This is a genomic window from Bacillus sp. V3B, from assembly GCF_024494465.1.
Lineage (GTDB): Bacteria > Bacillota > Bacilli > Bacillales > Cytobacillaceae > Bacillus_BD.
Map to the genome: position 1 here is coordinate 1 of NZ_JAETXM010000002.1, position 21634 is coordinate 21634.

The 21634-nt window shown below is 37.1% G+C and carries 15 protein-coding genes, 1 tRNA gene and 3 pseudogenes; 7 read left to right on the top strand and 12 right to left on the bottom strand.

Annotation, left to right across the window (positions count from 1 at the left end):
- Window positions 1-36: 36 nt before the first annotated feature.
- From JMM81_RS04435 to JMM81_RS04445, 3 genes are all read right to left on the bottom strand, one after another.
- Window positions 37-642 carry a class I SAM-dependent methyltransferase gene (locus JMM81_RS04435; protein ID WP_256240329.1) on the bottom strand — a complete coding sequence of 202 codons (606 nt, stop codon included), beginning with the start codon at window positions 640-642 and terminating at the stop codon, window positions 37-39.
- Between the two features lie 234 nt (window positions 643-876).
- Window positions 877-2307 carry an NAD-dependent succinate-semialdehyde dehydrogenase gene (locus tag JMM81_RS04440; RefSeq protein ID WP_256240330.1) on the bottom strand — a complete coding sequence of 477 codons (1431 nt, stop codon included), beginning with the start codon at window positions 2305-2307 and terminating at the stop codon, window positions 877-879.
- A 194-nt stretch (window positions 2308-2501) separates the two neighbouring features.
- Window positions 2502-2909 carry an ABC transporter substrate-binding protein gene (locus JMM81_RS04445; RefSeq protein WP_256240331.1) on the bottom strand — a complete coding sequence of 136 codons (408 nt, stop codon included), beginning with the start codon at window positions 2907-2909 and terminating at the stop codon, window positions 2502-2504.
- A gap of 264 nt (window positions 2910-3173) precedes the next feature.
- On the opposite strand from JMM81_RS04445, the gene cysK reads away from it, so the two are divergent.
- Window positions 3174-4097 carry a cysteine synthase A gene (cysK, locus tag JMM81_RS04450; RefSeq protein WP_256240332.1) on the top strand — a complete coding sequence of 308 codons (924 nt, stop codon included), beginning with the start codon at window positions 3174-3176 and terminating at the stop codon, window positions 4095-4097.
- 162 nt (window positions 4098-4259) lie between these two features.
- Here the strand turns inward: cysK and JMM81_RS04455 are convergent.
- The 3 genes and pseudogenes from JMM81_RS04455 to fabF form a co-directional block, all read right to left on the bottom strand.
- Window positions 4260-4475 (bottom strand): annotated as a pseudogene (locus JMM81_RS04455) (cation:dicarboxylate symporter family transporter); the annotation flags it as partial.
- Between the two features lie 79 nt (window positions 4476-4554).
- Complete coding sequence (gene htpG / locus JMM81_RS04460; RefSeq protein WP_256240333.1) at window positions 4555-6432, bottom strand: molecular chaperone HtpG; 1878 nt, start codon at window positions 6430-6432, stop codon at window positions 4555-4557.
- Window positions 6433-6659: 227 nt separating this feature from the next.
- Window positions 6660-7901, bottom strand: a complete 1242-nt coding sequence (gene fabF, locus JMM81_RS04465; protein WP_256240334.1) for a beta-ketoacyl-ACP synthase II — start codon at window positions 7899-7901, stop codon at window positions 6660-6662.
- Window positions 7902-8160: 259 nt separating this feature from the next.
- On the opposite strand from fabF, the gene pxpB reads away from it, so the two are divergent.
- From pxpB to JMM81_RS04480, 3 genes are read left to right on the top strand one after another with little or no spacing between them, the layout of a single operon-like run.
- Window positions 8161-8889 (top strand): 5-oxoprolinase subunit PxpB, encoded by a 729-nt coding sequence (gene pxpB, locus JMM81_RS04470; protein ID WP_256240335.1) that lies wholly within the window; start codon window positions 8161-8163, stop codon window positions 8887-8889.
- On the top strand, window positions 8873-9883 hold the full coding sequence (locus JMM81_RS04475; protein WP_256240336.1) for a 5-oxoprolinase subunit C family protein: 1011 nt from the start codon (window positions 8873-8875) through the stop codon (window positions 9881-9883). Before pxpB ends, JMM81_RS04475 begins: the two co-directional genes overlap by 17 nt.
- A gap of 4 nt (window positions 9884-9887) precedes the next feature.
- Window positions 9888-10655, top strand: a complete 768-nt coding sequence (locus JMM81_RS04480; protein WP_256240337.1) for a LamB/YcsF family protein — start codon at window positions 9888-9890, stop codon at window positions 10653-10655.
- A 228-nt stretch (window positions 10656-10883) separates the two neighbouring features.
- Here JMM81_RS04480 and JMM81_RS04485 read toward each other — a convergent pair whose 3' ends face one another.
- Window positions 10884-11747: a fumarylacetoacetate hydrolase family protein gene (locus JMM81_RS04485; protein WP_256240338.1), complete on the bottom strand. Its 864-nt coding sequence runs from the start codon at window positions 11745-11747 to the stop codon at window positions 10884-10886.
- Window positions 11748-11995: 248 nt separating this feature from the next.
- Between JMM81_RS04485 and JMM81_RS04490 the strand changes: the two genes are divergently transcribed.
- From JMM81_RS04490 to JMM81_RS04500, 3 genes are all read left to right on the top strand, one after another.
- Window positions 11996-12523 carry a nitroreductase family protein gene (locus JMM81_RS04490; RefSeq protein WP_256240339.1) on the top strand — a complete coding sequence of 176 codons (528 nt, stop codon included), beginning with the start codon at window positions 11996-11998 and terminating at the stop codon, window positions 12521-12523.
- A 1313-nt stretch (window positions 12524-13836) separates the two neighbouring features.
- Window positions 13837-13909, top strand: a tRNA-Val gene (locus tag JMM81_RS04495).
- 484 nt (window positions 13910-14393) lie between these two features.
- Entirely contained in the window at window positions 14394-15914 is a 1521-nt protein-coding gene (locus JMM81_RS04500) for a malate:quinone oxidoreductase (RefSeq protein WP_305367715.1), read from the top strand.
- Between the two features lie 565 nt (window positions 15915-16479).
- Here JMM81_RS04500 and JMM81_RS04505 read toward each other — a convergent pair.
- The 5 genes and pseudogenes from JMM81_RS04505 to JMM81_RS23270 form a co-directional block, all read right to left on the bottom strand.
- Complete coding sequence (locus JMM81_RS04505) at window positions 16480-17463, bottom strand: DUF294 nucleotidyltransferase-like domain-containing protein (RefSeq protein WP_256240340.1); 984 nt, start codon at window positions 17461-17463, stop codon at window positions 16480-16482.
- A 32-nt stretch (window positions 17464-17495) separates the two neighbouring features.
- Complete coding sequence (locus tag JMM81_RS04510) at window positions 17496-18770, bottom strand: ammonium transporter (RefSeq protein ID WP_256240341.1); 1275 nt, start codon at window positions 18768-18770, stop codon at window positions 17496-17498.
- A 296-nt stretch (window positions 18771-19066) separates the two neighbouring features.
- Window positions 19067-19408, bottom strand: a complete 342-nt coding sequence (locus tag JMM81_RS04515; RefSeq protein ID WP_256240342.1) for a hypothetical protein — start codon at window positions 19406-19408, stop codon at window positions 19067-19069.
- A gap of 350 nt (window positions 19409-19758) precedes the next feature.
- Window positions 19759-20883 (bottom strand): annotated as a pseudogene (locus JMM81_RS04520) (methyl-accepting chemotaxis protein); the annotation flags it as partial.
- A 66-nt stretch (window positions 20884-20949) separates the two neighbouring features.
- Window positions 20950-21450, bottom strand: a pseudogene (locus tag JMM81_RS23270) (CHASE3 domain-containing protein); the annotation flags it as partial.
- Window positions 21451-21634: the final 184 nt, after the last annotated feature.

Sequence of the window (21634 nt, forward strand, 5' to 3'; positions counted from 1 at the left end):
AATGTAGTAGAGGTGGTTTTGGTATATTTACAACTTCTATCCTAATCGATAAATTAAAAACCTCTCATTAGGATTCTTTTCATATAAACTTGGCAATATAACTTCTTGTTTTAATTCAAAAGAAGTGTCTTTTTCTAAAAAATAGATATAGTCTTCAGATGGATAATATAAAATCAATTCGACCTCTCGTGGTGCTTCTTCCACCGAGAACAGGATGTGGTTAATCACTTTCCTAAAGATTTGAATCGAAAACGGATTAAAAAAATAAAATCGATTGTCTTCTAGGTCGATCCTGTACTCTTCTGCTAAACAACAATAAAAATGGATGTTGTCTCCCTTATTCACTTTTTTCTGCCTATAGCTTATTCGATTTTCTACAGCGTGTTGATAAAAAGACTCATTCATTTCGATACCTACTACAGTTGCTTGGAAGAAATAGTGGATATAGAAGTTTAATCGCCCTTTTCCACATCCAAAATCGACCACCCGATCACTACTTTTACATTCATATTGGTCAAATAATATCTCTAATGCGCTATATGGCGTTGGTTCGTATGGATGATAATGAAAGGACTTAGTAAATCTTTTATGGTCTTCCCCTGTCTGGACCTTTAGCAATTTATCATAATATTGTTCTTTCATTCACGTTCTCCTACTCAGATGTTTTCAATTATAAGTATACAACAGAGAGTACACAAAAGAAGAGCTACTTTCCCATACTCGCTCTTTTCCCTTCATTTTCTAACGAGGATTGTTGGAGGCATACTCTTAGCTAGTGTTTTGTCGAATGAAAGTCTATTAAGTGAAAGAACTTTCTTTAACGGTTTGTAGACCATTTCCCTAATACATGAAAATGGTCTACCACTAAAACAAATTTTAAGTTAAGGAAATCGAAATATATTTCGTTTCTAGGAATTCCTCTATTCCATGATGTCCACCTTCACGGCCTAAACCACTTTGTTTATAGCCACCAAACGGTGCTTGAGCAACAGATGGAACTCCATCGTTTAAACCAACAATTCCATATTCCAGTTGTTCAGAAACTTGTATCGCTTTGCTTAAATTTTGTGTGAACACGTAGGCTGCTAGCCCATATGGAGTATGATTAGCTCTTTGAATAACTTCTTCCGTTGTTTTAAATGTAGTGATTGGAGCTAAAGGTCCAAATGTTTCTTCATTCATACACAGCATCTCATCAGTAGCATTCATTAAAACGGTTGGTTCGAAAAAGTAGCCTCCATTCAAGGAGAGCTTGTTCCCGCCGATTTCTATTCTTCCACCTTTTTGAACAGCATCTGAAATATGCTTCTCCATTTTTTGAATCGCCCGTGTATCAATAAGGGGTCCAATTTGCGTCCCCTCTTCTAATCCATCACCCGTTTTCAACTCTTTTACAGCCGTACTATATTTTTCTGCAAACACCCCTACAATAGATTCATGAACATAAATTCTATTTGCACAAACACAAGTTTGACCTGCATTTCTGTATTTAGAAGCGATCGCTTCCGTAACAGCTTTATCTAAATCAGCATCTTCAAAAACGATTAGCGGTGCATGACCACCCAGTTCAAGTGATACTTTTTTCACGGTATCTGCCGCACCACGCATTAATATTTTTCCTACTTCAGTTGAACCAGTGAACGTAATTTTTCTAACTCGTCCATCTTGAAGCCATGTCTCTCCGATCGCCTTAGCGTCACCTGTAATGACATTAAACACTCCTTTAGGAATACCTGCTTTTTCTGCTAACTCTGCTAATTTTAATGCTGTCAGCGGTGTTAATTCTGCCGGTTTCACGACTACCGTACATCCTGCTGCCAAAGCTGGAGCCACTTTTCTTGTTATCATGGCCGCGGGGAAATTCCAAGGAGTAATAGCTGCCACAACACCAACCGGTTGTTTTAATACAACAATCCGCTTATTTTCATGTGAAGCAGGAATCGTTTCTCCATAAATTCTCTTCCCCTCTTCTGCATACCATGAAATAAAGCTATTCGCATAAACAACTTCTCCCATCGCTTCCTGCAATGGCTTCCCTTGTTCACGAGTCATGATTCTTCCAATGGTTTCTTTTTCCTCATCGATTAACTTGTACCATTGTTGTAATCTTTCTCCACGTTGTGCTGCTGTTTTTTTTGACCATACGGATAATGCCTCATAAGCTGCATCTACAGCCCTTTTTGCCTCAACAGTACCACAATTGGGTACAGAAGAAATTACTTCACCATTTGCAGGGTTTACTACAGGAATCACAGATGAATCATCTGCTAAGATCCATTCTCCATTCACATATACGGGTTTTATCATATCATTAACTCCTATCTATTTAAAAATTAGATAATCGGCTATCATTGATCAATCATTACCTACTAAAAATATTCTACCATATGTATTCATTACGTTCGTGAATATATCCATCCTTAAGAAAATAAAGCAAACCACCCTAAGCCATATCGGCAAAAAGGTGGTTTCAATATTCTTGTAAAAACTCACATTCTTATTTACTTTTGAAAAGATGTATCAACCAATCCAGCTAATTCAGGAGTTCCCTTAAGGAATTCCAGTTCAACAGTTGATTGAGAAAATTGAGCAATCACTGCTTCGTCCACTTCAGTTGTATAGTTAATGCGATCCATTGCTTGTACAACAATGTCCTTTTCAAGCTCTTGTGCTTCTTCTTTATTATTATTAATAAAATCAACTGCTTCTTGTTGCGCTTGTACAAGTGCTTCGGCAATCTCTTTGTTTTCTTCTACTAACTTTCCACTTGCCACTAAAACCGTGTTTGGAAGCGTGTTTCCATAAGCAATTTCATCTGTGCTGACAACAACTTTTGCACCACTTTGGACAAGTGTAGATGCCCATGGTTCTGGAACGACTGCAAGATCGACTTGACCTGATTCAAACATTCCTTCATATAATGTGCAGGGTTTCCCGTCACATGTTTTAAGGTTCCACCAATGCGGGCAGATGCTAGTTCAGTATTCCCTTGTTCTTGTAAAAGGGCCTCAAACTGAACATCATGTGTACAGGCAGAGACCGATTTTCAAATATAGATGAGAAGGTTGTTTTATTATATGGTGTATTATAAAATAACTATAAACTCATTAGACTAATATAGATTATAGTCATTAAATGGGCAAGAAAACGATTGAGTAAAGGTAGGAATTCAGATGAAAATTTACAACTCCATTCTTGATTTAATAGGAAAGACGCCTATTGTTAAATTAAATAAATTACCTGAACCAAATGGTGCAAATGTATTCATAAAATTAGAGTCATATAACCCAGGTGGGAGTGTGAAAGACCGTGCAGCTCTTAACATGATTGAGCGTGCTGAAGCCGAAGGAAAGCTTATTCCAGGTAAAAGTACGATCATCGAACCGACATCTGGTAATACAGGAATTGGCATTACAATGGTTAGTGCCGTCAAAGGATACCGTTGTATTATTACCATGCCTGATAATGCAACACCGGAGCGCGTGAAAATTATGAAAGCATATGGGGCAGAAGTCATTTTAACTCCAGCCCATTTGCGCATGCAAGGTGCCATTGATGAAGCAAACCGATTGGCTAATAAAATGACGGATAGCTTTATCCCTATGCAATTTGAGAATACAGCAAATGCTGATGCCCATCGAGAAACCACTGCGGTAGAAATTATGGAATCTTTTGATGGAGCACTAGATGCCTTAGTGTTAACGGCTGGAACTGGCGGTACCATTACAGGTACTGGAGAAGAACTAAAGAAACACATTCCTAATTTAAAAATCTATGTAGTAGAACCAGAAGGGTCACCAGTCCTATCAGGAGGAAAACCAGGTCCACATAAAATTCCTGGAACAGGTCCCGGATTTATTCCAACAATTTTAAATCGTGATGTATATGATGAAGTTCTCCTTATTGAAGATGAGGATGCACAGGTGATGGCACGCCGACTTGCTGCTGAAGAAGGAATCTTTGTCGGAGCATCAGGAGGGGCTTCTGCTCACTTTGCCGTCCAAGTGGCAAAAAGCCTTCCATCTTCGGCAAGAGTTCTTTGTTTGGCACCAGATACTGGTGAACGTTACCTGTCGTCAGACTTGTTTCCCAGCTAATAAGAAAAGCAAAAAGCGTCTACCTCTTGGCTCTAGACTAAAGATCTGGTAGCCACCTGGAGCTAGACCTCTATCTTTTGTTTAGAAACTTCTAGATTCTTATAAATAAAAATGCCTGTCCCTTATGCAATAAGTGATTGCATAAGGGACAGGCATTTTTATTTAAATGGCTTCTTCCATCCACTCTTCATCTTTATTCTTCACTGCTTTTATTTCTCTTCTTTTTTCTGTTTCAGAAACAATTACTGCACATGCAGCATCTCCAGTACTATTAACAGCAGTCCGTGTCATATCAAGGAGTCGGTCAATCCCGATGATTAAAGCAATTCCTTCGACTGGTAGGTTCATTGTTTGTAATACCATCGCAAGCATAACAAGAACAAATCAATTGAACTGTCCCCTGCCAAGTAGACAGAGGATAGTTCATAATTAGTGAAGGACTGCTGTTATGTTTTCCTTATACCATCACTTTACAAATATCATTGGTAAACTCAACAGGATCCTGAATTGGCAATCCTTCAATTAGTAAGGCTTGATTATACAATAGATTTGTATACAGTCCCAATTTATCTTGATCCTTTTCAAAGGCGTCTTTCAATGATTGGAATACTTCGTGATTCGCATTAATTTCTAACACTTTATCGGCTTTAATATTTTGTTGGTTATCAGGCATTGCATTTAATACCTTTTCCATTTCAATCGAAATTTCACCATCTGTTGCTAAACAAACAGGATGGGTTTTTAATCTTTTTGAAATACGAACATCCTTTACTTTGTCTGATAAGATGTTTTTCATATACTCAAAAAGCTCTTTACTCTCATTTATTTCTTCATCTGTACTCGTTTGTTCTTCTTCAAACCCTAAATCACCGCTTGAAACCGATTTGAATTCTTTCTCTTTATAGTTCATAAGCATTCGGATGGCAAACTCATCAATTTCATCGGTAAAAAAGAGGATTTCATAGCCTTTATCTGCCACTAATTCTGTCTGTGGTAGTTTTTCAATGCGTTCATTTGATTCCCCTGAAGCATAATAAATATATTTTTGATCTTCCGGCATTCTTGACACATACTCATCTAACGTCACCAATTTCTTCTCTTTCGATGAATAGAACATCAATAAGTCTTGCAACACTTCTTTATGGCTTCCGAAATCACTATAAACTCCATATTTCAGCTGTCTGCCAAAGGAATTGTAAAACTGTTCATACTTCTCTCTTTCATTTTTTAATAAACTAAGCAACTCGCTTTTAATTTTTTTATTAATATTTTTTTCAATTCGTTTTAATTGTCGATCATGTTGGAGCATTTCTCTTGAGATGTTTAAAGATAGATCCTCAGAATCAACCATTCCTTTAACAAAGCTAAAATGATCTGGTAAGAGATCCGAGCACTTATTCATGATTAGTACACCATTCGAATAAAGCTCTAATCCTTTTTCATATTCCTTTGAATAGAAGTCAAATGGAATGTTTTCTGGAATGAATAAAATCGCGTGATATCTGATCGCACCATCAACACTTGTATGAATGGTTTTCAACGGCTTATCAAAACCATACCGTTTTTCCTGATAAAATTTTTCATAATCTTCATCGGTTAGATCATTTTTATTCTTTTTCCAAATAGGAATCATACTATTAATCGTCTGTTCTTCTATAAAATCAATATATTCATTTTCACTATCTTCTTTTGGTTGTTTTACATTCACATCCATTTTGATTGGATAACGTATAAAGTCAGAGTACTTCTTAATAATTTCTTTTAAACGATACTCTTCTAAAAACTCATCGAACTGATCGTCTTCTGTGTTTTCTTTTATTTTTAAAATAATTTCAGTACCAACGGAATCCTTTTCATACGGCACAATCGTATATCCATCTGCACCCTCTGATTCCCACTTGTAAGCTTCATCACTTCCGACAGCTTTACTAATCACCGTCACAACGTCAGCTACCATAAAGGCTGCATAAAAACCAACACCGAATTGACCGATAATATCATATCCGTCTTTTAATTCATTTTCACTTTTGAATGCTAAAGAGCCACTCTGAGCAATGATTCCAAGATTATTTTCAAGATCTTCTTTTGTCATCCCGATCCCTGTATCAATAATTTTTAAGGTCCTTTTCTCTTTGTCAGCAGACAGTTTTATGTAGTAATTATCTTGATCGAATTGTAACGTATCATCTGTTAAGGCTTTGTAATAGATTTTGTCAATCGCATCACTCGCATTGGAAATTAACTCTCTCAAAAAGACCTCGCGATGCGTGTAAATGGAGTTAATCATCAAATCTAATAGTCTTTTCGATTCTGCCTGAAACTGTTTCTTTTCCATTCCATTCTCTCCTTTCAACACTAAAACTACGCAAATAAACGATTACGTAGTAGAAAATACTGCCTATATCCCAATCATTTATTGATTAGCACTCTCTCTAACAGAGTGCTAATCAATACTAATTTAATAACATTTTTTTGAGTATCTGTCAATATATATAGCGTTTTTTTGTCATCCAACGCTATCTTTCAAAGCAGTGTTCACCATTTATTCAGTGAAAAGACAGATTACTCTGAGAACTTTTTAAAAACTAATGTAGCATTATGGCCACCGAACCCTAATGAATTTGATACTACAATTTGAACACTTTTCTCTTTTGCCACATTTGGAACATAGTCTAAATCCAATTCTTCATCCGGTGTTTCATAATGAATCGTAGGAGGAATAATCCCTTCCCTGATCGTTAAAAGTGAAAAAATTGCTTCAACTGCTCCTGCAGCTCCCAACATATGCCCTGTCATCGATTTCGTTGAACTCACAGATAGTTGATAAGCATATTCTTTAAAAACTTCCTTGATCGCTTTTGTTTCGTATAAATCATTTAGTGGGGTTGACGTACCATGTGCATTGATGTAATTCACTTGTTCAGGAAGAATTCCAGCATCATTCAGCGCTAATTTCATAGCACGGGCGGCCCCCGCTCCATCCGGTGCTGGAGAAGTAATATGATAGGCATCTCCTGTGGCACCGTAGCCAACAATTTCTCCATAAATTTTTGCATTTCGTGCCAACGCATGCTCTAATTCTTCTAAAATAATAATTCCTGCCCCTTCTGCAATCACAAAACCATCTCGATTACGATCAAAAGGACGACAAGCTGTATCAGGATCGGGGTTCGTAGAAAGAGCGGTCATATTTGAAAAACCGGCAATCGTCATCTCGGTAATGGAAGCTTCTGTTCCACCAGCAACCATGACATCCACTCCGCCATTTTTCACCTCTCGAAAAGCATCACCAATTGAATTTGATCCAGAAGCACAGGCAGTGACAGAACAGTTATTGATTCCTTTTGCCCCTATTTCAATAGACACTCTTCCAGCAGCCATATCAGGGATAAGCATCGGAATCGTAAATGGATTAACCCTTCTTTGACCTTTTTCCAAAAACTTTCTATATTGTTCTTCAAACTCTCCTAACCCACCGATACCAGAGCCAATCCATACACCAACACGTTCAGGGTTCACATTTTCACCCATTTGAATACCAGCATCAGCCACAGCCATTTTACTAGCAGCAACGGCAAATTGACTAAAGCGCCCCATTCTCCTAGCTTCTTTTCGATCGATAAATTCCTCTGGTTGAAAGTCTTTTACTTCCCCAGCTAACTTCACATCCACTCCATCAACACTGATCCGGACTGCAGGTGCAATACCTGACACACCCTTTTTAATCTTTTCCCATGTCGTAGAAACGTCATTTCCTAAAGGAGTTACGGCTCCGACTCCTGTAATCACCACTCGTCTTTTCATCTATTATCTCCCCTACTGTTAATGTTCTTATTTTAACCTTCTATTCTATAATTTTCAAAGCAACGATATCCATTATTCATGATAATGTTTTATAAACTGTTGAAATCATACCTTTTTAAAAGTTTCACTCTTCTATACACTTTAATTTTTCTAGAATTTTCATTATAATAAAACTATTCTATTATAAGAATTTACAATAAAAGGAAATAGGTTCATTCCTATATAGAATAATACAGTATTACTTAATTAGGAGGTACATATGAATTATCAATTATTCCCAGTAGGTGAGCATGCCATCCTCATCGAACTTGGAGAAGAGCTTAACATGGATACCCATCAAAAGGTTCAATATATTACCTCTTACTTAGATGATCACCCTTTTGAATGGATGGTAGAATATATCCCTGCCTTTACAACGATTACGATTTTTTTTGATCCTATAAAAATAGCGCGACTTAACAATAAGGAAATATCACCATATGATTTTGTTTATAAACAAGTAGAAGAAATACTATCAAGCATCAAAACAGGAAAAAAGCTTGAATCGAGAAGGATTGAAATTCCCGTATGCTACGGGGGAAAGCTAGGTCCTGACTTAGAAACGGTTGCAAGAATAAATAAGCTATCACCGGAAGAAGTCATTCAAATTCATACTTCTGGTGAGTACTTAGTATTCATGATCGGCTTTGCACCTGGATTTCCCTATATGGGTGGCATGTCTGAAAAAATTGCTACACCTAGAAGAGAGTCCCCACGGTTAGCCTCCCCAGAACGATCAGTTGGTATTGCCGGAAATCAAACAGGTGTTTATCCAATTGAAACACCAGGGGGTTGGCAGTTGATTGGACGAACACCTCTCAAACTATTTCTTCCTGAAGAAAACCCTCCAACTCTATTAAGAGCAGGAGATCAAATTAAATTCAGATCCATCAGCTATAAAGAATACATAGAATGGGGGGCAATTGAAACAAATGATCACAATCACTAAGCCAGGCCTTCTGTCTAGTATTCAAGACTTAGGAAGGTATGGCTTCCAAAAATATGGTGTCATTACGAGTGGAGTGATGGACAGCATCGCCCATCGTTTGGCTAATTTATTAGTAGGTAATAAGGAAAATCAACCGACGATTGAAGTTACTTTACTTGGACCTGTTATCCAATTCCATCAAGATTCATTAATTGCCATTTGTGGAGGTGACCTGTCCCCCACCATTAATCAGATTCCCATTCGTACATGGCGAACCATTCTTGTCAAAAAAGGATCAGAGCTCAAATTTGGACAAGCACGTGCAGGTTGTCGGGCATATTTAACCGTTGCAGGTGGTTTTTCCATCCCTTCTATCATGGAAAGCGCGTCTACCTATTTGCGGGCGAATATAGGGGGCTTCCATGGACGAGCCCTACAATCAGGCGATCAAATCAAGTTTGATTCTCTTAGCATACTTTCCTTAAAGATGATGCAACAATTAAATCGGCAGATAAATAACCAACCATTTGTCGAAATGGAATGGTCCATTTCCTCAGACCTTATTCCCACTCTTCAGAGCGATCCTCTTATTCGTGTAATAAAAGGACGTCAATATCATCTCTTTGCAAAGAAGAGTCGAGAGAAATTTTTCACAGAACCATTTAAGGTAACGACACAAGCAGATCGAATGGGTTACCGCTTACAAGGACCCACTCTTCATTTAGAAACAGCACAAGAAATGATATCGGAAGCCGTCACATTTGGAACGATTCAAGTACCTGCTGAAGGTCATCCCATTGTCCTTTTGGCCGATCGTCAAACAACAGGAGGTTATCCCAAAATAGGTGAAATTGCTTCTGTTGATTTGGCACTGATGGTACAGGCTAAGCCAGGCGATGACATTTATTTTACAAGAATAACTCATGAAGAAGCTGGGCTTCTTCATTTGGAACGAGAAATACAAATCAAGCAGCTTAAACATGGAATTTTTCAAAAATTTAGACAGGAGGAATAAACCTATGCATAAAGTGGACTTAAACTGTGATATGGGAGAAAGCTTTGGTACGTACAAAATAGGACGAGACGCGGAAATTCTTGAATTTGTCACATCAGCCAATATCGCTTGTGGGTTTCATGCTGGTGACCCCACAACGATGAGAAGAACGGTCCAATTGGCTTTAGAAAAAAAGGTTGCAATTGGCGCACACCCTGGATTGCAAGACCTTGTTGGATTTGGTAGAAGAGAAATACAACTATCACCGCAAGAAGCGTACGATCTTGTGGTCTATCAAATAGGTGCACTCTACGGTTTTGTTAAAGCAGAAGGTGGAGTAATTGAGCATGTAAAACCACACGGTGCCCTTTATAATATGGCTGCTAAAAATACCGATTTATCCGAAGCTATCGCTAAGGCCGTGTACAAAGTCGATCCTGAATTAATCCTCTTTGGTTTAGCAGGTAGCGAGTTAGTCAAAGCAGGAAAGAAAATTGGACTTCGCACCGCTAATGAAGTATTTTCCGATCGTACTTATCAACAAGATGGTTCTCTAACTTCACGCCGCGAGTCAAATGCACTAATCAAAGACCATGTCGAAGCAGTCAACCAAGTCATTCGTATGGTAAAAGAAGAAAAGGTCCTTTCCCTTCAAGGGGTTGACGTCTCGATTACCGCACATACAGTGTGTATTCACGGTGATGGAGAAAAAGCATTAGACTTTGCCCAATACATATCTTCTGCATTGAAAGAGGCAGGAATCACAGTCGCTAAAATAAGTGACTTTATCTAATAATTTTTTTCCTACTAGTGATAAGGTGAATTTTCATCTCATGTTTTCAAACACTTATTTCTTTCGTTTCGCTATGTTAAACAATTGTGCTGATATTCTAATGTCCTTTGGTGTGCGCGTCCATTACGTTATTCATACTGAATCAAACACATGACTGTAGATCAAAATTAAGAAAATAGTGAAAAGAAGCGAACAAACTAGCTGTTCACTTCTTTTCACTTTTAACTATTATTTTAATACGTTCACTAAAGTACCGATCTTTTCAATAGAAACCTCTACTCTATCGCCAGATTTCAACCATTCTTGCTGGTCTTCCGGATAGCCTAGCACAACTCCCTCTGGTGTCCCAGAAAAAATAATATCCCCTGGTTTTAACGTCATATGTTCAGATAAGTAGCTTACAATGGTAGCACAATCAAAAATCATATCCTTTGTATTCGCAGATTGACGAACAACTCCGTTGACTTTACATTGAATATCCAAATTGGTTGGGTTTAATTCGTCTGCCGTTACTACATAAGGACCGATTGGGCCGAAGTTATCACATGTTTTACCAAGTAACCACTGTCCACTACGGAATTGAAGATCACGTGCAGATAAGTCGTTTCCAACGGTATAACCAAACACATAAGAAAGCGCCTCATCTTTTGAAACATTCGTTGCTTCTTTCCCGATGACAATGACCAATTCTGCTTCATAATCAAATTTCTCGGCCGTTTTTGGCAGACCAATGTTTTGATTATGTGCAGCGAGAGCGTTATTAAATTTACTAAAAAGAACAGGGTAAGTTGGAATCTCCATATTCGATTCTTTAGCGTGATCCACGTAGTTTAACCCCACACAAATAATTTTTTCTGGTTGAGTGACACATGGAGCATACTTGACTTCTTCTTCTGAAAGGAATGAAACTTCTTGTTTGACTACATCTCGTAATTGCGAAAGGGCCTTTTCTCCCCCAGCAATAACTTGCTCAATTTTCGTTGGCAACTCAAGAGAAAGTGTTTGAGCAGCTTGTTCGACATCCACAATGCCCTTCTCTGTTTTAATTCCTAAACGTATTTGTTCTCCTACTTGAAAATGGATCAATTTCACTTTTTTTCCTCTTTTCTGTATGTAATTAGGCTAAAGCTTAAACCATTTCATTCTATATACTTTAATTCTCCAATTACTTAGTCAGTTCCTCTATATAATCTGCTGATTTTTATCTATTTAATTTATTGTAGAAGGTCGCTATAGGCATCAATTAATATTGTATTCCAATGAGATTAGTAGTATTTTATAATAAACAGATTATAATCATATGATGAAGAATATTGATATCTATTAGGGGGTTATTTAGAATGAATGTATTTGAAGCTATCAAAAAAAGACGTGAAATCACCCATTTTCAGAAAAAACAAATACCTTCTGAGATTCTAGAACAAATATTGAACGCTGCTTATCTAGCTCCTGCTGGAAACAATCTTCCATCAAGAGAATTTATTGCAGTTACCCAGCCTGAAACGTTACAACATTTAGCACAAGCTACTCCTTTTGTTCCATGGCTCGCTGAATCAGCCGCCGCTATTGTCATAACAGGTCGTCCAGAAGTTAGTAAATATTGGCTCCAAGATGCTTCTATTGCTAGCGGGTTCATCTGGCTATCAGCAACAGAATTAGATATTGGTGCTGCATTTGGGGCTATTTATCATGCAGAGGATACAGATGAATCCGCAAAAAGAGAAAATTATGTACGTGATGCCCTCTCTATTCCTCAAGATCGTCGTATTATGGCTATTTTAGGACTTGGCTATCCAGAAAAACAACCACCTGCCAAGTCATTACTGCTTAGAGAATCCATTGTCCACCACGATCATTTTAAAAATTAACAATTAACGATTTGTACACTTATAATTAAACATAGCGATCGGCCCTCCTACCAAACAAATGAACTTACAAATTAATTTTTAGCAAGTCCATTTGCTTGGTAGTTTATTTTCTCGTATGCTCAATCAAGAAAAAATCGGTGAATTCCGAAGAATTCTGGAGTGGGTAGCGGCTAAACAACAAAAATAATATGTCATGGCGAATGAACGAAATACAACAAAAGAATGTTGTGTGTGTAGTCATATGGAGAAAAAGGCACCGGAGGTTAGAAGCTTTGTTTGTTTAGTGGGAAAAAAGTGGGTTATTTGTTAGACCTTGATCAATATAAACATAAATTGAAGACCTTCACTTATAGAGGTGAAGCAGTATTCGGAAAACCAGTTTCTTGGTTGAAAAACAAACTTTAATTGCCCTGCTTAGGCTAGTTAGGAGTGTTTATGACATGTTTGGACTAACTATACTTGTGAATAACAGGCTTTCCCATTCGAGAATAAGAGAGTGCCCATTCGCACTTGAAACGGGTTATTCCTGCCAACAAGACCGTCACACTGATTCATGGTCTTGATTGGGAAAAAGATAAAAACTCAGGTGTGGCAATTTTAAGAGAATCTACTTATTTAGATAGGTTTAATTAGAATTGATGAGTAAAATCAAAGCGGCTACTTGCAGCGTTATCGTTTGCTACTTTCATCTATATTAACGGACGTTAAACTATTCCCGTTCACCCTATTACAAAAAGTGCCATCATGACCACTGGAGCAACGATCTTATTATGAAATCCCCTAACCCCACAGAGAACATCCATATGTAATGCATGACGAAATCTGCCTGAACTTCTCTTAGTTGTTCAAATTATCGTCGCTATGAATTTACCCGACGATTGTATACTTGGATCAATCTATATGAAATAAGGTGTTATAAATTACTCACTATTTACCTTATATCTATCAAAAAAGGAAGTAAAGTATCTAATTTTTCTCCCTAAGTTTTGCTAGTAACCCCCATAACCTTCGTATGATCATAGCTTCGTTTGTTATTCGAGATCTTTGTCTCAACGACCTCAACAATCGAATCTGTCAAGGAATAGCTCATTTGTCTGGCGATGAACCCATATAAAAAACAACAAAGAACGCAAAGGAACTTGGCATTAGTCAATCATCTGTCAGTCGGAAATACCCCAAAATAATAAAATGAAAAAAACACTGATTTCGTTTCAGTACTCACCCTATGAATAAATCGTAGTATCCATTGACAAATGGAAGAGTTTATCGTATATTAATATTTGTCCTCACCAGTAAGGACGTATGCAAGACTCGATTCCGTAGCTCAGCTGGGAGAGCGCCACCTTGACAGGGTGGAGGTCGCTGGTTCGAGCCCAGTCGGGATCATACTTTGGAGCCCTTAATAAATAAGGGTTCTTTTATTTTTTCCTCGCGCACCTGTCAACGCAATATTCCCTTTTGGTCACATAGCTTAGAATTGGTTCTTTAACTGTACTTTCTCCGTCATCATTTTTTACTTTTTTCTATACATCTGTTTGTTCTTGCTTTACTTTTGGACCTGTTCCCGATCCCACGGGACTTTCTTTAATCAACTTCCATACAAACTATATTTTAACAGTATAGTAAAAGAAATTTTTGGAACACACAAAAACCAAATCATTAATGCTTTGGTTTTTGTGTGTTTCTAGGCCTTGTGGACGGACTTCTCACTTTTTACCAGCTTTTAAATAATTTAAAATTATCATATAATAGTAGATATCTTAATCTATAAATAATTGTAATACACTATGATATGATTATAATCAAGACAGAAAAGGTGTGTGACTAGGTCTCGCCCTTGGTGTGACTCCTACATCTTTTCTGCAAATTTCTGGGGAAAAGGTTGATAAAAATGAGCAACAGTGAAACTAAAACAGACGTCATTTTAATTGGCGCCGGAATCATGAGTGCGACTTTAGGTACACTCTTGAAAGAATTAGTACCGGAATGGGAAATTACAGTGTTTGAGAAGCTCGCAAACGCAGGAGAGGAAAGCTCTAACGAATGGAATAATGCGGGAACGGGGCATGCCGCACTGTGCGAGCTTAACTACACGGTAGAAAAACCAGATGGATCTGTAGATATTAGTAAAGCTATAAACATTAATGAACAGTTTCAGGTTTCAATGCAGTTTTGGTCTTATCTTGTAAACAGTAAGCGGATACATAATCCGCAGGAATTTATCATGTCATTGCCTCATATGAGTATGGTACAAGGGGAAGAAAATGTAACGTTTTTAAAGAAACGTTTTGAAGCGATGTCAAACAATCCCCTGTTCAAAGGGATGGAATTTTCCGATGATCCGGAAAAACTGATGGAATGGATTCCGCTTATTATGCAAGATCGTCCATCGAATGAAGCCATAGCGGCAACAAAAGTCGATTCTGGAACGGATGTCAACTTTGGTGCTTTAACGAGTATGTTGTTTGACCACTTAAGAACTAAAAACGTCGATATCAACTACAAACATAGTGTGGATAATATTAAACGTACTAGCGATGGCTCGTGGGAATTGAAAGTGAAGAATCTCGATAGCGGTAGCGTAGAAAACCATACGGCAAAATTCGTCTTTATCGGAGGCGGGGGTGGAAGCTTGCATTTACTGCAAAAATCCGGTATTCCTGAAGGTAAACAAATTGGTGGATTCCCAGTAAGTGGAATCTTTATGGTTTGTAATAATCCGGATGTTGTAGCGCAGCATCATGCAAAAGTATACGGCAAAGCGAAGGTTGGTGCTCCGCCAATGTCTGTTCCTCATCTTGACACAAGATATATCGACAATAAAAAATCATTGCTATTTGGACCATTTGCCGGCTTCTCACCAAAGTTCTTAAAAACGGGTTCCATGTTCGATTTAGTAACTTCCGTAAAACCGAATAATGTCTTAACGATGTTGGCGGCAGGCGCAAAAGAGATATCATTGACAAAATACCTAGTTCAGCAAGTTATGTTATCGAAAGAACAGCGCCTGGAAGAGTTACGTGAGTTTATCCCAAATGCGAAAAGCGAGGATTGGGATTTAGTAGTAGCGGGCCAACGTGTGCAAGTTATTAAAGATACAGAGGCAGGTAAAGGAACACTTCAATTTGGTACGGAAGTGATTACTGCCGCTGATGGCTCGATCGCAGCATTACTAGGCGCTTCTCCGGGTGCTTCTACTGCCGTTCACGTTATGCTTGAGGTAATTAAAAAATCCTTCCCACAACATATGAATGAGTGGGAATCGAAAATCAAAGAAATGATTCCTTCTTATGGCGTGTCACTAATGGAAAACCCAGAGCTTCTGCACAAAATTCATACTTCAACAGCGCGGACGCTTGGTCTAAGCGAAAAAAAGCCGGTCTTTAGTTAATTCTTTGAATGTAGAAACCAAGGTATTGAATGAAAAAGTTTAAGCAACACTTTTCATGAACGGACAATCGTTTCTATGATGAAGAGATTGAAAAGGCAATAAGTAAATAAAACAGAGTTGAACTACCTCCCACTTAATCTCTGACGAAATTTGAAGTGGGGGGATTCCTGCGAACTCCGTTCTATCGAACAGATATTGAGCAGGCTAACCCCGTCGCACCGACGGTTAGCAGTACAAACGACTAATTTAGCCTCCTGCCGGTCATGCAAACTTGTACGTTGACTCACCACACGTCCTACTTTAGCTAAGGATTAGCAACTTCGGTACGTGTGGGACGAAAGAACGTTGAAGATTTTACCTAGCAGACGTTTTTCCTGCTAGAACCTCCTATCTTCAGTTTTCAAAGAACAACTTGTACAGGTATATTATACCATGCAAACACATGTTTCTCTATGCAAAAAGACGATTAATCTCCCACTTATTTTTGGGCGTTGCCCTTCACAAAATTGAAGTGGGAGTCTTCTCGCCTAAAATGATAAATTGAAAAATCTGAGAAAACTTCATACTAGCTTCCTTTTAGAATAATTTTCTGAATGGACCGCTGGAACACAACCGCACCTTTCAAAATCTGTTTTAATTCCTTTTTTTGTTTCGGGTTCATCTCTTTAATATTGAGATAATGAATATCTTCATAATTATCTTTTTCTGAGCTATTCATTAGACGATAGTCCAATAGCTTTTTAAAATTCAATTGGTGTATGTTCATTTCTTGTTTATAACTAGGAAGTAGAGATAGTTGATGTAAGCGAGATAATGTTGAGGTGACATTGATCTTTTCTTTAATGGACAAGAGTCGTACCGCATTAACATATGGAAAAAAACCATAGCCCTTAATATGAATGGAACCAGTGTGAATTCCGTGCGTTTCCGTCAAAAACTGTCCAAAAAAACCAATCCCCTTTTGAATCCGCATCGTATTATTTAATAATCGGTTTAAAAAATAAGGATACTCTCTTATATATTGGTAAATCATTTGCTTCAATCCTTGGACAAATTTGTCATTTCCTATTAAAGGTCTTGCATCATAAAAAATAAGTAAATAACGAATCGACTCCCAGCTCTTTTCTTCCATCCAACTAATAATCTGTGCTTGCCATTCTTCCATTGACCTACACCATAAAGGATTCGAAGACATAACATTACCTTCACAATAAGGATAACCTACTAAATACAGGCCTTTTGTAATCTCTTTCCCTAAAGCTTGAAAGTACGTATCCGACCGGTTACCTTTTCGTTCATAAACCAAACCGTGATCTTGGTCACTTACAATCGCTTGTTCAAATCTTCCGCCGCTTCCCATCACAAACCAAGAAAAGTCAGATGGAGGGACTCCACACTTTTCCTTTAATTCATCTATCGCAACTTCCAAAACTTTATTCATAATCTTATGATGAAAGTGATTTAATTCATCATTACTTGATAGATAGTTACCAATGTTATCATCCCTCCATTGTCTTACCTTTTTATACTTGCAATTGTTTTCAACCATCAAACTTCCCCCAGACAAAGTGAAACAGTTTGTTACTTGTTGTTTTCATTTTGATTTGATCGAAATAACTCTGGGTATCCGTAATTACCGTGTTCACTTAAGTCCAACCCCATAATCTCTTCTTCCTCTGTAACCCGCAGTCCACTCAATACTTTTTGTAGAATCACTAATAGAATGAAAGAAACAATAAATGCATAAATTCCTGAAACAAAAATACCAAGAACTTGTACTCCAAGTTGTTCCAGACCTCCACCGTAAAACAATCCCGGTAGTCCCCCATATAATTCCGCTAATTGAGGAGTTGCAAAAAATCCCGTTGATAATGTTCCCCATACACCAGCAACACCGTGAACAGATAAAGCAAAGATCGGATCATCCACCTTTATTCTATCAAAAAATTTAATACTGTAGAAAACAAGTATACCTGCAATGAATCCAATTAAAATCGCACTTCCAGGAGTCACATATGCACAAGAAGCAGTAATTGCTACCAAACCTGCCAATGCTCCATTTAACATTGTCGGTATATCTACTTTTCCAACAACCATCCAGGAAATAAGAAGCGCAGTAACAGCCCCAGCAGAAGCAGCTAAATTTGTATTTAAAGCAATATACCCAAAAAATCCATCTGTTACTTCTAATGTGCTACCTGCATTAAACCCAAACCAACCGACCCATAATAGCAAAACGCCTAACGCTGTAAACACTTGATTATGCCCGTATATATGATTAACCGATCCATCATCATTATATTTTCCCATTCGTGGCTTTAAGAGAAGAGTAGCCGCAAATGCTGCCATCGCTCCTGTTAAATGAACAACGGTGGAGCCAGCAAAATCCTGTTTTCCATGTTCTGTTAACCATCCACCTCCCCATATCCAATGAGCAACTACAGGATACACAAGGGCGATAAATAACACGGAAAAAATGAGATAAGATGCTAGCTTTGCACGCTCTGCAAATCCTCCAAATGCGATCGTTAATGAAATGCCAGCAAATGCAAGCTGGAATACAAAGAAAACCGGGGTTGCCAGCCCTATACCTTCTAATTCATAACCTGAATAAAAAAAGTCAGATAATCCAACAAAAAAATTATTTCCCTCCCCAAAAATAAATCCAAATCCTACTGCCCAAAAAACAATAGAAGAAATTCCAAACGTGAATATTTTTTTCCCGGCAATATGCCCGGCATTTTTCATACGAGTCGATCCTACTTCAAGCAAAATAAACCCACCGATCATTAATATAACTAAAATTGCTGCAAACATGACCCACAAACTATTCAATAAATAAATGGTTTCATCCATGATACATTCCCTCCCCGATTAGTTAGTTAGTTAGTTAGTTTCCGTTTAGTTTATATATAAAGTTTTGATTTATACGTTTACACAAATCCACTTAATCCAATAAATAATTCTAATAATAAAAAGAAGGCCCTATCAGTCTACTGATAGGGCCTTCTTTTTATTATTACATCAAATGGAATAATCACAGTGTTTAACTGTATGCCTGAACAAAAGACGATGCAAATACTTGAATGAAGAAAACTGCGTAAACTTTTTAAAAAATTTTTATCTTCTTTAAATAGATTTCACAATGATCATTAAAGCCTAGCCCATAAAAAAAAATTTTTTATAGACAAGTCAATTTTAGGTATTTCTTTCATTTCTTTAATATTCTCTAAGAAATAAAGAAAATGCTTAATATCCCTTATGGTTTCAATAAAACTAATCTCTTTAAAATGTGTCGATTGATGATATTTAATATAATCGTACAGTACTTTTCTATCTATAAATTCAAGATAAATGATATCTGTGTAATTATAGATATACAAAAATATACGTTCGATAGAACTGTTTGATTTTGTATAAAATAAAGTGGATGTATCTATTTGAAACTGTTCCTCCAACAATTCATAGCGCATTTGATTTTTTAAAGCTATCACTGTATCGCTCCTCTCTTATAAATAAAAAATATGATTGAGTGAATGTTTTTAACTTCTTTCACAAAGTACTTTCTTATATTCAAAAAAGATTTACTCTGGCACAATTATCGGAACTAATATTTGGTAAATAATAATCTATTGATTTTGGTTTTTCTAAATAATACCCTTGGCCAAAAGGAACACCTAAACCTTTCTCTGTTTGTAAGTCTGCTTCGGACTCAAACCCTTCTAAAATTTTCGTGATATTATCACTTTCCAAATTGATGTGATATTTTCAAAGAAATAGGATAGTTCGTTTATGTAGCAAACTATCCTATTTTATCTAATCTCGTTTTAAAACTTTCCAAATTTTATAGTTTAAATTTACGAACTAATTCATTTAATTCTTCTGCTAGCTTGGAAAGATCATTTGAGCTTCGTGCTACTTCTTCCATAGCACTACTTGTTTGTTGAACGGATGCGGAAGTTTGTTCAACTCCAGCTGCAGATTCCTCAGCCGTCGCAGCGATCTCTTGAATCGATCCATTCATTTCTTGACTATTAGCCGCAATACCTGATAGATTCACAGATACAGATTTGATACTATTGACCATTTCTGTTACGGACGTGCTAATCTGTGTAAACGTTTCTCCCGTCGTTTCAATTTGAGCTGTCCCTTTTTCCACTTCTTTATACCCATCTTGTAACGACCCTGCTACTAGATTAAATCCATTTTGAATATTGTTTACAATCTCTGTTATATCCGTTACGGAATTAGCGGTTTGTTCGGCTAGTTTTCTTACTTCATCTGCCACAACGGCAAATCCTTTCCCATGTTCACCCGCTCTTGCCGCTTCAATCGCTGCATTTAACGCTAATAAGTTCGTTTGATCGGCAACCTCTTTAATAACAACAACCAGTTTAGATATCTCTTGTGACTGTTTATGTAAATTTTGCACCTTATAAACTGAATCTCGTACAATTTGATCGATTTTACTCATTTGGTTGGTAGAAGAGTCCATTAATTGACTACCTTCATTTGTCATCTCAAGAACTTCATTTGATGATTGTTCGATTTGTACGCCATTTTCATTTGCTTCTTGTACCCTTATAGAAAAGGATCCCATGATAGAAGACAATTCACTTGAGGTATTGGCCTGTGTCTCTGAACCAGACGCCATTTCTTGTATGGTCATGGCAATCTGTTCGGACCCAGCCATTACTTCATTTGCTGATTGCGTTAATTCTTCACTTTGACTACTGACAGTTTCTGACACAATATTAATCTGTTTTAATAATTCTCGCATACTGTCGGCCATTTCATTTGTCGCAATCACAAGTTGACCAACTTCATCTCTCGATTTCGTCTTTAATGGCTCTTTAGATAAATCTCCACTAGCAATTAATTTCATTTGATCCATAACCAAACGGATTGGTTTTGAGATCATGCTTGACAGGATGATCCCCATAATGATTGAAATGAGCGTAGCGAAAACACTTAAGAAAAGCACTTGTGTTAAGCTCGATTTTGCATCTTCACGGATTTCTTTTTCTCTTTTATCGGCTATATCTTCTTGTAACCAGTTATACATAGAATCCGTCTCACTATTTAAACTTGAAGTAAGTGAAGATATTTCTTTTAAACCTTTTTCAAGTGCATTTTGTCTATCGCCTGCTGATAACTCCATTATTTGAGTTGCTGTTTGCTGAAATTGGTTATTAGATGTCGCAATAGAATCTAATCTATCTCTTGTCTCTTGTAAGGTGGATAAATCTTTTCCAGCTTTGATTAAATTTTTTATTTTTGTATGAGATTCATTGAACTTATCTCTATACTCATCATTTTCATATAACATATATGCCCGATAATAACCGATCTGTAAGGCCATTTCGGTCTGAATGGATTGTGTAATGGATTTTAACCCAGAAACTGTTTTAAGAAGGTAATTATAAGATTCATTTGTTTTTTTCATATTATTAAATGTAAAAAATGAAGCGACACCAAAAATGAGCGCTACAATAATAAAAGACCCGATAAGTTTCTGTTTAATCGTTAATTTCATGTTGTTATTTATTCCTCCAATTTGAAGTCGTTCAATAGAACAAACTTGTTAAATACTTGTATACATTAACCTATTAACATTATCACTCTTTAAATCTAGAGGCAATAACATATCTCACCTATAATTTACAAATAAGTGTCAATTGAATCGTTTTTCATATTCCGATAACTTTGATATTCCCTTT